Source organism: Corynebacterium sp. p3-SID1194, from assembly GCF_025144155.1.
Classification (GTDB): Bacteria; Actinomycetota; Actinomycetes; order Mycobacteriales; family Mycobacteriaceae; genus Corynebacterium.
This window is the reverse complement of sequence record NZ_JALXWY010000004.1, coordinates 87,387-99,029: the sequence shown is the minus strand read 5'-3', so window position 1 is coordinate 99,029 and position 11,643 is coordinate 87,387. Positions and strand designations below refer to the sequence as shown.

12 protein-coding genes are annotated in these 11,643 nt (G+C 61.8%); 4 read left to right on the top strand and 8 right to left on the bottom strand.

Going from position 1 to position 11,643, the window contains the following annotated elements; genetic code table 11:
* Positions 1–11: 11 nt before the first annotated feature.
* From M3G19_RS04795 to M3G19_RS04760, 8 genes are all read right to left on the bottom strand, one after another.
* Positions 12–389, bottom strand: a complete 378-nt coding sequence (locus M3G19_RS04795; RefSeq protein ID WP_259901054.1) for a hypothetical protein — start codon at positions 387–389, stop codon at positions 12–14.
* A gap of 20 nt (positions 390–409) precedes the next feature.
* On the bottom strand, positions 410–1,000 hold the full coding sequence (locus M3G19_RS04790; RefSeq protein ID WP_259901052.1) for a nucleoside triphosphate pyrophosphatase: 591 nt from the start codon (positions 998–1,000) through the stop codon (positions 410–412).
* 29 nt (positions 1,001–1,029) lie between these two features.
* Entirely contained in the window at positions 1,030–1,248 is a 219-nt protein-coding gene (locus M3G19_RS04785) for an acyl-CoA carboxylase subunit epsilon (protein ID WP_259901050.1), read from the bottom strand.
* A 49-nt stretch (positions 1,249–1,297) separates the two neighbouring features.
* Complete coding sequence (locus tag M3G19_RS04780) at positions 1,298–2,815, bottom strand: acyl-CoA carboxylase subunit beta (protein WP_259901048.1); 1,518 nt, start codon at positions 2,813–2,815, stop codon at positions 1,298–1,300.
* Positions 2,816–2,983: 168 nt separating this feature from the next.
* A complete protein-coding gene (locus tag M3G19_RS04775) occupies positions 2,984–3,460 on the bottom strand; it encodes a carboxymuconolactone decarboxylase family protein (RefSeq protein WP_259901046.1) in 477 nt (158 codons plus the stop codon).
* Positions 3,461–3,577: 117 nt separating this feature from the next.
* Positions 3,578–4,288, bottom strand: a complete 711-nt coding sequence (locus tag M3G19_RS04770; protein WP_259901036.1) for a hypothetical protein — start codon at positions 4,286–4,288, stop codon at positions 3,578–3,580.
* A 73-nt stretch (positions 4,289–4,361) separates the two neighbouring features.
* Entirely contained in the window at positions 4,362–5,099 is a 738-nt protein-coding gene (locus M3G19_RS04765; protein ID WP_259901034.1) for a hypothetical protein, read from the bottom strand.
* A 31-nt stretch (positions 5,100–5,130) separates the two neighbouring features.
* Positions 5,131–5,925, bottom strand: a complete 795-nt coding sequence (locus M3G19_RS04760; RefSeq protein ID WP_259901033.1) for a hypothetical protein — start codon at positions 5,923–5,925, stop codon at positions 5,131–5,133.
* A 371-nt stretch (positions 5,926–6,296) separates the two neighbouring features.
* On the opposite strand from M3G19_RS04760, the gene M3G19_RS04755 reads away from it, so the two are divergent.
* The 4 genes from M3G19_RS04755 to M3G19_RS04740 all read left to right on the top strand — a co-directional run bounded on the left by M3G19_RS04755 (position 6,297) and on the right by M3G19_RS04740 (position 11,632).
* On the top strand, positions 6,297–7,700 hold the full coding sequence (locus tag M3G19_RS04755; protein ID WP_259901031.1) for an aromatic amino acid transport family protein: 1,404 nt from the start codon (positions 6,297–6,299) through the stop codon (positions 7,698–7,700).
* A gap of 86 nt (positions 7,701–7,786) precedes the next feature.
* Positions 7,787–8,146 carry a DUF2200 domain-containing protein gene (locus M3G19_RS04750; protein WP_259901029.1) on the top strand — a complete coding sequence of 120 codons (360 nt, stop codon included), beginning with the start codon at positions 7,787–7,789 and terminating at the stop codon, positions 8,144–8,146.
* A 206-nt stretch (positions 8,147–8,352) separates the two neighbouring features.
* Entirely contained in the window at positions 8,353–8,568 is a 216-nt protein-coding gene (locus M3G19_RS04745; RefSeq protein WP_259901027.1) for a helix-turn-helix transcriptional regulator, read from the top strand.
* 178 nt (positions 8,569–8,746) lie between these two features.
* A complete protein-coding gene (locus M3G19_RS04740; RefSeq protein WP_259901026.1) occupies positions 8,747–11,632 on the top strand; it encodes a DEAD/DEAH box helicase in 2,886 nt (961 codons plus the stop codon).
* Positions 11,633–11,643 lie beyond the last annotated feature (11 nt).

Here is an 11,643-nt window from a genome sequence, read left to right as displayed (position 1 = left end):
AGACACAGCGGCTAGACGCCCCGGGCGATGTCGATTCCGGCGCGGATGAGTGGAATCTGCAGCGGAAGCCGGCCCAGCGAGATGATCTGCCTGTGCCAGGGCTTGTCCCGCCACAGATAGGCCATGTAGAAATTGCCCGGCCACACCAACGTGAACAGCGTGGCGGCCGCGAACCCGCCTGTCTGACGCGTTGCCGGGTTGGCCAACAGCGCAGCGGTGGCAAGCTCAGCTGCGCCGGAGGTATACGTATAGGTGCGTTGGCTACCGGGCAGTTGCGGCGGCACGATGCCGTCGAAGGACGCAGGCTTGAGGAAGTGAAGGGCGCCCGCACCGGCGAGCAGCGGGACGAGGGATTTCTTCACAAGGTGGCCAGGACTTTCAATATTCATGCTGCCCAGCCTAGGCCCGTTCACCGCCACAGATCCGAGGCATTCACCCCGAAGGAATAAAGGGCCTTGCGCAAAAGTGGCAGGGATAGGCCGATGACGGAAGTCTGGTCGCCCTCGATGGAGTCGATGAACCAGCCGCCGAGGGCCTCCAGGGTGAAGGCGCCGGCGCATTCGAGGGGTTCGCCGGAGCGGGCGTAGGCCTCAATATCGGCGTCGCTGGCGTCGCCGAAATGGATGCGGGTGGACACGGTGTCTACGACCCATGTGCCCTTGTAGCCAATGGCGTGGCCGGTGACCAGCTCGGCGGTCTGCCCGCGCTGTGCCCGCCAGCGACTGATGGTGGCCTCCACGGTGTGGGGCTTGCCCTGCAGCTGGCCGTTCAACAGCAGCATGGAATCGCAGCCGACCACGATGTCGTCCGGATACTCCGGCGCGACCGCATCGGCCTTGGCACGGGCCAGCGCCGAGACCACTTCCGCCGGGGCAGAACCCGCCAGAGAGGAGATGATCGCGTCCTCGTCGACATGCGCCGGGTGCTGGACGAGATCCACACCGGCGTTATCCAAGATCATCCGGCGCGACGGGGACTGGGAAGCGAGAACGAGGCGCATAAGCAGGCAAGAACCTAAAGCAGAGAAACCTAAAACAGCGTCTGCGAGTTGAATGCGGACGGGTTGTACACCACCGGGCCGTGGTCGCGCGGGGTGGGGCGGCCCCAGAGGTTGCGGTGGCCGCCGGAGGTGCGTGACTTGGCTGCCTGCTGCAGGTCGGTGAGCACCTGGGTCAGTGCGGCGAGCTCCTCATCAGTGGGCTGGCCTTTGACGACGGTGAACAGGGGTTGTGCCGTGGGCTGGGACATCGCAGGTGTGACCTCCTAACAGGGTGGGGGGAACAGACAGAACGAGGAACTAGAGCGGGATATTTCCGTGCTTCTTCGGCACGGAGTAGACGACCTTGCGCTCGAGCAGGCGCAGCGCTTCAAGCACCTGGGTGCGGGTCTGGGACGGCTCGATGACGATGTCGACGAGGCCGCGCTCGGTGGCCACGTACGGGGTCATCGTGGTCGCGGCGTATTCATCGGCGTCGACGGACAGGAGCTCAGCGGCAGTGGTCGCGTCGGCAAGCGCGATCTGCGCGGTCGGCCATGCCAGCACGATGTCGGCGCCCAAGTCCTTCGAACCCATGGTCACGTACGACGGGCCGATCGCGCGGCGGGTGATCACGGTGATCTTGCCCACCTGGGCCTCGGCGTACGCGAAGGCGAGCGCCGCGCCGTGGGTGGCGGAGCCCAGGTGCTCTTCTTCCTCGGACGGGAAGAAGCCGGGGGAGTCGACGAATTCGACGATCGGGATATTGAAGGAATCGCACACGCGGATAAAGCGCGCGGCCTTTGTCGCGGCAGCGTGGTCGAGGCAGCCGGCGAGCACGCTCGGCTGGTTGGCCACGATGCCGACGGCGCGACCGGAGATGTGCGCGAAGCCGGTGACGATATTGTCCGCGTAGCCACGGCTCAGCTCGGTCAGGCCCTTGTCGGTGACGCGGGTGATGATCTCGCGGACGTCGTAGGACTCCGCGTCCGAGTTCGGGATGAAGGTGTCCAGATCACCGGTCTCCGGCTCGGTGGAGCTCTCGTTGATGGGGGAGGCCGCGCGGTTATTCTCCGGCAGGAAGCCGACCAGGTCGCGCACCGTCGACATCGCCTCCACGTCCGTCGGGGCGACCAGGTGCGCGATGCCGGTGACCTTGGAGTGCACGTCGGAACCACCCAGGGACTTCGCGGTGGCCACGCGGCGAGTCACCTTCGTCACGGCACTCACCGACGTCAGATGCATGGTCGCATTCTTGACCATCACGGTGATGTCGCTGACCGGCACGAGCAGCGCCGCCAGGGACGCGACCTCGCCCGCCACGACGGAGATCTGCGGCACGACACCGGATGCTTCCGTGGCCTTGCGCAGGATCTTCGCGGACATCGCCGCGGTGACCACGCCTTCCTGCAGGCGCCCGCCCGTGGAGTCGTGGATCGCGATGACCGGCACACCCGTCTTGATAGCCAAGTCGTAGATCTTCAGGATTTTCTCGGCGTAGACCTCGCCCATCTGACCGTCGAAGATCGAGGCGTCGTGGGCATAAACGGTGACCCGTCGGCCGTCGATAAGCCCGTAGCCCGTGACAACGCCGTCGGTCGCGGGCTTGGTGCGTCCCATGCCGTATTCCTCGACGCGGTGGCGTGCGAGCGCGTCCGTTTCGAGGAAGCTGTCGGTGTCCAGCAACGCCTCGATGCGCTGCCGTGCGGTGGAAATCCCCGCTTCTCCCGCAGCCCGGGTTGCTTCGCTTCCCATCGGCTCGCGCGATTCAGCGAGCCTGTTGCGCAGGTCCTCGATTTTGCCAGCGGTCGTGGTCAGGTCGGGCTTTTTGTCGGTCATAGCGCTCCACTTTACGGGCTCACAGCCTCTTCATCAGGTTCCACACCGCCTATCGGTCGGCGCGTCCCCAATGTTTCGCGAAGCGCTTATCGACGCCCACCCTGCACCCCGAATCCCCTCATCCCCGCCAGGAGAAACTGAAATCACAGGGCAAACCTCCAGCGAACGCTATTTCTGGCCGAGGTCGAAAGGCGTGACACCGGAAAGGCTGTTCGGATCGAGCCGCGTGGTGATGCCGATCCTGTTCCACGCGTTGATCGTGACAATCGCCATCAGCAGATTGCGCGCGCCCTTTTCCCCGTGCAGGCGCTCAACGCGGTTCCAGAGCTCATCTGGCACGGATTCTTCGCCGTGGATCTTCGTCACCGCATCTGTGAGCTCTAGTGCCGCGCGCTCTTCGTCGGAGAAGACGTCGGGTGTCTCCGTCCAGTTCTCCACACGGCTGATTTTCTCTTCCGTCCAGCCGTCTTTCCTAGCATCGCGGCGGTGCATGGCAAGGCAGTATGTGCACTGGTTGATTGCAGAGGCCCGTAACTGCACGAGGTGCGAGTCATCCTTGTCCACACGGGCCCGCACGTACGTCTCCATGCCGAGCATGGGCGCGTAGGCGACTTTCGGGATTGGTTTCCGGTTATTCGGTGCCATGCAACAACTCTATGCCTCGTCCCGACCACTCGCAGCAGTCAATCTTCCAGATCAGTCGATGCCTAGCGTGGGAAAGCAACGGCAGAAAAGCGCCGTTTGTAGCTCCTGTCCGAGCATCTAGTCGTAGTGGCCGAGCATGTACTGGTCTTGTCCGTGCCAGTACTGGTTGAAGGCATCCACATCTCCGTCGACAGCTTCAATGTGCCCGTTGTCGTAAGCAAGGGTGACGCTGTTTTCCAGCTTCACGCTGCCCATCAGGTCTTGTTGCCGTTCGTGCCAGTCGAAGCTGATGGTGTCACCGTCAAGGGAAACGTTGTTGATCTGACGGAATGTGCGCATCTCTCCGTCCGGCTCGCCGTTGATGTAGAAGGCGATGCCCTGCGAAACGGAAGCACCGGTATTCGCCGGGCCGTCCATACCGCCGCGCCCACCGTAGAAGATGATCCAGCTGACGGGTGCGCACGGGTCGTAGAAGTTGTCGATGTCCTCGATCCAGTAGTGGGTGTCGTAAGGGTTTTCGCCCGCCTGGGGCATGCGCCCCGGCGCCTCCCCGTCCGGATATTGGTCGCGCGGGTCCTTGGGCAGGGAGGCGCACTTCTTGTCCTTCTTCGGCTTGTCTGACTTCGTTTCCTTCTCCGCTGGCGCTTCCTTGGTCACCGTCTCCGTGACTATTTCTTCTTCCGCCGCCTCATCTGCTGACGGTGCTGACACCGTGCTCAGCGGCGCTGGCTGCGACTCGGGCTCCGCAAGGTTCTCGGAGGAGCAGCCGGCGGTGAGAGCAGCGATAGCAGCCACAGCTGCCAAGACAGAAGCGCGACGGGATCTCATGGTGTTCGAGTGTAGTGTTCGGCCGTGAAAACGCACGACAACCGGCCAATTACATGAAAGGCCGGGGCACCGCCTAGTCGTACGTGCCCAGCATGTACTGGTACGACGGGTTATCCCAAAACGAGTTGAAACTGTCCACGTCACCGCTTACTGCTTCAATGCTTCCGCTTGCCGTGCTGAGAGTGACCGAACGGTGCAAGAGGGGGCCATCGGCGTTAATACCGGTGTGCTCACCCCAGGACAGATAAATGGTGTCGCCGTTGACGTGAATATCCTCGATGACCCCGAACCAGCGCATCTCGCCATCAGGCGCACCGTTGATATAGAAGGCTACACCGTCTTCACGTGTGCCCTGCCTCATTGATGGCCGTTCGGCAGTGCCGGTCTTTCCGTGGAAGAGGATAAAGCTGACCCTTGCGCATGGGTCGTAGTGGTTCTCGATGTCCGAGATCCAGTAATTGAAATCGAAGGTAGGGTCCACGATTGGCATCCGCCCTGGTGCGGTATCGTCCGGGTACTGTTCCCGCGGATCGTTCGGCAGGGCTGCGCACGAGCCGGTCTGATTGTCGGACTCGCCCGACGAATGGGGCTTGCCCAAGAAACCGAACTGACTGGAATCGAATGAACTCTTCTTTTGCGCTGCTTCGTACGACACCGCTTCGGTGACCACGTCGTCGGCACCAGCTTCAACCGGGGAAGGGGGCGCGGCGGTGTTCGTTGTCTGGTCGTCCGAGCCGACCGATGAGCAACCGGCGGCGAGTGTCGCTACTGCCGCGACAGCGGCAAGGAGAGGTGTGCGATGGGGTTTCATGGCTGCAGTGATCCTTTCGTCGTAAGTAGGCCTAGCCGTGGCCCAATTGGTATTGCTTGCGGGGGTCATTCCATTTCCCGTAGAACTGATCGACGTCGCCGTCGACAGCTGTGAGCTCTCCGTTTTCGATGCGCAGCGTCACCGAGTAGTGGTCGGTGATGCCCGCGGCCGTCGTCTCGCCGAGTTCGCCCCAGGCGAAGTTCACCGAGTCGTCCGCATTCCTGGTGACATCCTCGACGGCGGTGAAGAGCTGCATTCCCTTCACGGGTTTGCCGTTGATGTAGAACGCGATGCCGTCGGTCATGGATGCGGCGGTTCCCGCCGGGCGGTCGACGTGCCCGAGGCTGCCGCGGAACACGATCCAGCTGAGAGGCATGCACGGGTCGTAGTTGTTCTCGATGTCTTCGATCCAGTAGCTGTCCTCGCCGGTCTCGTCGCCGAGGCCTGGCATGCGTCCCGGCGCGGTTCCGCTGGGGTATTGCTCCCGCGGGTCCGTCGGCAGTGCGCCGCACTCTTCGCCGCCGCCGGGCGCTGCCTCGCCCGGCGCGCCAGGTGCCTGTTCATCGCCGTTGCCGTCGGCAGGGGGGTTGGCCGGGTCGTCGGCGACGACTTCTTCGGTGACAGGTTCGATTGGGGCACTGCCATCTGCCCCCTCGTTCGCCTCCTTGCCCGCGCCGTCGCCCGCGCCGTCGCCCGGGGCGGTATCGGCGGACGGTTCGGCGATTGCGGTCTCGTTCGGTTCGGTGATCTCGTCGGTGGTGGCACAGCCCGTCGCCAGTGTCGCGACGGCTGCGATGCTTGCGATTGCTCTGGTGGTGTGTCTCATGCCACGAAAACTAATTGCAAGGGGAACCATTGTGAATGCCTAAGGAGATACCGTTACCCCTTCGTCACGGATCGTCACATCGCCGTCACACTTGAAGCTTTTATCGCTCAAAACATCAGACCGTTAACTATTTCCTCAGTAACTGCAGGTCAGCGAGCCAGAGCCAATGCGCTCTCCGAATCCGCCACAACAGTCAGAAAATCCGCGAACCAACGGCAACCGCGTGGCACCCATGTGACAACCACACGGCACACTCCGACCCGCCCCCAGCATCACAGCCGAGTCGATGAAACAAAAAGCGCGGGCAAATCGGGAATCACGGCACAAGAGGCATAAAGTTTTACTAATCCACCCATGAAAGGCCGCCGTCTATGTCCACCGCTTCCGGTACACCGACCCCTAATTCGCCTGACAGCGACGCCGACGAACTGCCGGAGCTGCACAGCGACGAGCACCTCGAGCAGGCCCGCGACGAGTTCGAGCTCGACCATCTCTCCGATGCCGACCGAGAGCAGTACGAGGAGCAGGTAGCTAGCGACGAAGTCCCCGACGGGACCGTGATGGCCTGGGCTATGACGCTCTTCGGCACCGGTGTCGGCGCGGGCATTTTGTTCCTGCCTCTGGATGCCGGAACGTTCGGCTTCTGGCCGCTTCTGGTCGCCACGTTGTTCATCGGTCCGCTGGTGTTCTTCTCGCACCGCACCTACGCTCGCATCGTTTCCGGCTCGCCAATGCCTGGCTTGGACGTCCTGCAGGTCGTCACCGCTCTCACTGGCCGCACACGCGGATTCATCACAGCCCTGGTGTATTGGCTGGCGGTCTATCCGACGGTGTTGATCTACGGCGTGTCCATCACCAACACCATCGACAGCTTCATCGCCAACCAGTTCGGCGGCCCGGAGATCAGCAGATGGGTGCTGGCACCCATCTGCGTGGGCATTCTCACCGGCGCATTCGCATTCGGGCAGAAGGTCACATTGGCCATTGCGAATTTCCTCGTCTACCCGCTCATCGTGTCGCTGGCGGGTGTGTCGCTCTACTTGATCCCGCGGTGGGACATCCAGAGCTTCATGTCGTACGAGTCGGATACCCCGATCTGGCAGTCGCTGCTGCTGCTCCTGCCGGTCCTGGTGTTCTCCTTCAGCCACATGGCGGCGCTGTCCCAGTTCGCCCGCGACGTGCAAAAGAAGCATGACGACGACGTGGCCAAGACGGAGAAAGACGTGACCAAGATCGAGCTGATCGCGGTCATCGCACTGGTGCTATTCACCATGTTCTTTGTCTGGTCGTGCGCATTCGCACTCGGCGCGAACGGTCTGGATGAAGCATCTGCGCAGAACATCCCGGTGCTGTCGTACCTGGCGAATGAGACAGGTACCCCGATCATGGCGTGGTTGAGCCCCATCGTGGCGATCTGCGCGATCTCTTCGTCCTACTTCGGTCACATGATGGGTACGGAAGAAGGCACGACCTACTTGCTGCGCGTTGCCGCCCCGAATTTCGCTCAGCGTGTCAGTGAGAACACCATGCGCTGGGTCATCAACGCCTTCATTTTCATCACCGGCACCCTAGTTGCGGTGTTCAACCCGTCGATCATGACCTTGATCTCCGTCGTCGGCGGCATCTTCGTCGCCTTCCTCGTGTACCTCGTGCCCACGCTTCTCTTCCGCAAGGCCACCGCCTACAAGCACTACGCCAACCGCCCCGACACCATCTTCGTGGGCGTGATGGGCGTGCTTATCGTCGGCGTGACCATCTGGAATATGTTCCGCTGACCAGTGCCCGCCGGCGGGTATCCACGCCGCGTACGTTAGTGCATGACCAGCACCAACACGAAACCATTGGTTGTAAGGAGCGAGCCATGGACGAGCAGGCAAGGCTGGAGCGGGTGTTCGGCTACCGTTTCGGCGACATCTACGGCAACTACGTGGCCAAGGTGGAGCGCAAAGGGCACACGGTAGACGAGCTTGACGACGTGCTCGGGTGGTTCACCGGGCTGAGCCCCGACCAGCTTCATGCTGCCGCCGAGTCCGACCGGACCCTGCGCGATTTCTTCGGCGAAGTGACGCTGAACGCGAATGCGGACCTCATCACCGGCAAGGTGTGCGGCGTGCGCGTGGAGGACGTCGATGATGGGCTCATGCGGAAAATTCGCCGAATGGATTTGCTTGTCGACGAGCTCGCCCGCGGCAAGAAGATCACCAGCATCAAGCGGGGCTGAGACGTCCACCGCATCGCCGTAGTGCCGTAACAGGTCGATGGGCCCCTCCCATGCGGAGCGAACGCACCGAAAAGTGGGGTCCGGCAAGAGGGTTCGACTGCAAAGCACAACAAAAAGGAACGTTCGCACCGAAATGGCGGGCTTGGTGGGTAGGATAGGGCGCTGAACGAACATTCCGGAACGATCGATCCGCTAAGGGGGCCCTTATGGACACCGCGGCCTTGGGTGCGTTCGTGCGCCAGCAGCGCAAGGACCGTGGGCTAACACAACTGGATGTAGCGGAGCTTGCGGAGGTGTCGGATCGTTTCCTGCGCGAGTTGGAGCATGGCAAGCCGTCCGCTGAGATTGGGAAAGTCATCGACGTACTCGCAGTGCTTGGATACGATCTCGAGCCTGTGGTGCACAGGGGTAGCGCATTGTGATCGCTGCGGACGTCTACGTGGGTAGTGACCTGGTAGGTCATTCTTCCAGGCGCGGCGATGGTGTGGTGGGCATTTGCGTGTCTGACGTACGGAGAAAGACGGAGGCGTACTGTGGCGCTTTAAAGCAGGAAGCAGGAAGCGATCTCAAAACGCGATGAGCGACAGTACCCTTTGACACATGCCTACTCCTGCATCGTCAACAGCGTTCGCACCAGGCCTCATGGTCCGTGTCCGCGATGAACTTTGGCTGATCACCCACGTGACGCAGTCCGTAGACGGCTATCTGTTGAAGGTGCGCGGGCTGTCGGATTACGTGCGCGACACCACGGCGAGCTTCTATACAGCGATCGACGATGTGGAGGTGTTCGACCCAGCCAAGGTAGAGGTGGTGCCGGACCACTCACCGGGGTACCGGACCACGCGGTTGTGGCTGGAGACAACCCTGCGGCAGACGCCGGTTCCGCTGTACCAGGAGGAGCTCTCCGTTGCCGAGGACATGCTCATGGATCCGCTCGATTACCAGCTCACTGCTGTGCGCAAGGCGCTTTCTGATGACAACCTTCGTCCCCGCGTGCTCATCGCCGACGCCGTTGGTCTGGGCAAGACCCTTGAGATCGGCATGATCCTCGCGGAGCTGATCCGCCGTGGTCGAGGCGACCGCATTCTCGTGGTCACTCCAAAGCACATCATGGAGCAGTTCCAGCAGGAGATGTGGTCGCGTTTCGCCATTCCATTGGTTCGTCTTGACTCAAACGGAATCCAGCGCGTTCGCCGAATCCTTCCGGCTAGCCGAAATCCGTTCACCTATTTCTCCCGCGTCATTGTGTCGATGGACACCCTCAAGAGTCCCAAGTATCGCGCGCAGCTGGAAAAGGTCCGTTGGGATGCGGTGGTGATCGACGAGATCCACAATGCCACCAACGTGGGCACACAAAACAACGAGCTTGCTCGCACGCTGGCGCCGACCACCGAAGCGCTCCTTGTCGCGTCGGCAACGCCGCACAACGGTGATCCCGAGTCCTTCAAAGAGATTCTCCGTCTGCTCGACCCGACCGCAGTCATGCCGGACGGCACTATCGACAAGAGCGCGGTTCAGAGGTTGCTCATCCGCCGTCACCGACACAGTGATGAGGTTGCCACGGTGGTGGGGGAGAAGTGGGCTGTCCGCAAGGACCCACTGAATATCCCGGTGGAGGCATCGAAGGAAGAGAACGCCGTGGCCGGCGAGCTCGAAGCCACCTGGATCCACCCAGAGAGCGGCCGGATTCCAGCGCAGGACCGGCTCTTCCCATGGACTCTGGTGAAGGCATTTCTGTCCTCGCCTGCTGCACTTGAGGAAACGGTCACGAACCGCCTCAAGCGCGTTTCTGACAGCGACTCAAAGCAGCGTGACGCACTGGAGCGTCTCCATCAGCTCAATCAGAAGGTCACCCGCCAGAATTCCAATAAATACGCGGCGCTCGTCAATTACTTGAAAGACATCGGGGTGAAAAAGGGGAGTGATACCCGTGCGGTGATCTTTTCGGAACGCGTTGCCACCCTCCATTGGTTGCAGGAGAACCTCACCAAGGACCTCAAGATGCCGAAGGACTCCATTGCGGTCATGCACGGTGGTCTCTCCGACGAAGAGCAGATGAGGCTTGTCGACGAATTCAAGCGCGAGGACTCCAAACTGCGCATCCTCGTCACCGGCGATGTCGCTTCGGAGGGCGTCAATCTGCATACGCTGTGCCACCACTTGGTCCACTACGACATTCCGTGGTCGCTTATCCGTATCCAACAGCGAAACGGCCGCGTCGACCGCTACGGCCAGACTGAGCCGCCACAGATCACGGCGCTTCTCCTCGACACTGCGCAAGGCGGATATGTCGGTGAACTTCATGTGCTCAAGAAACTCATCGAGCGTGAGCACGAAGCGCACGAGATTCTCGGTGATGTCGGCTCTCTCATCGGTCAGCACTCGGTCAAGGGCGAAGAGGATGAGATCCGCAAGATCATTCAGAACCAGGCCGGTTTCGATGAGGTAGTGAAGGCTCCGGAACAGATCGCTGAGGATTCTGCAGAGACTGAAGAAGATCTCATCGATCAGTGGATGGCTGGGTTTGGCATCGAACTCGATGAAGACGGAAATTTGGATACTACGCCTTCGAGTAGTGCATTCATCGGCACCGCGTCCTCACATCCAGGCGGAATCCGCAGCAGCCTCTATGCTTCCGAGGTCGCCTACTTGGAAGACGCGTTGAGTGAAGCCTTCCATGGCGCACCGGAAAAGGACCTCGCCGCAAATGGCGTGGGCTACGTCCGCCACCAGAACCAGGTCGCGGAGCTCACTCCGCCGGAGGATCTCCGCCGACGCCTTGAGGTGCTGCCGCAGGACTACCTGGCAGCCCGGAAAGTGAGTGAGCGCTTCCAGCTGGCCACAAACATGGACATCGGCAACGAGGTCATGCGACGCGCCCGCACCGGCCAGGACGGTTCAACATGGCCGAAGGCCCACTTCCTCGGCCCGTTGCACCCCGTGACAGATTGGGCTACCGACCGTGCGCTCGCGTCGCTTTCCGCCGGCCAGATCACCGCTTTCAGCGGCGACGTCGCTGCGCCGACCGTGTTGCTCATGGCGACCTTGACCAACAAGCGGGGCCAGGTAGTCTCCCGAGCTTTCGTGGCGGTAATGGACGGCATGATCCCGCAGGATGTACCGGACCCCATCGCGTGGCTGCGCGCAGCGGGATTGACCGAGAGAGCGATCAATCCGGGCACGCTCACCTTGCCCGACAACGCCCAGGAGCTCATCGCTCAGTCAGTGCAGGTGGCCAGCGGCCAGCTGCAACCGATGATGTCCGCCGCGCGTGCTCACGCCCACGACCGCATCGGATACTGGGTGCAGCGTGCTGAGAACTGGGACCAGGCGAGAGAAGACGTGACTAAGACCGCCAAGGTCGGCCGCTCGGCGTCGCTCATTAGCGAAGAGAAATCGCTCATCTCCTCACTCGAACCCGACCGCGAGCTGATTCGCCCACTCGTGCTCATTCTCCCCGCTGACGCCAGCGCCGATACCAACTAGGAGACGTTTAC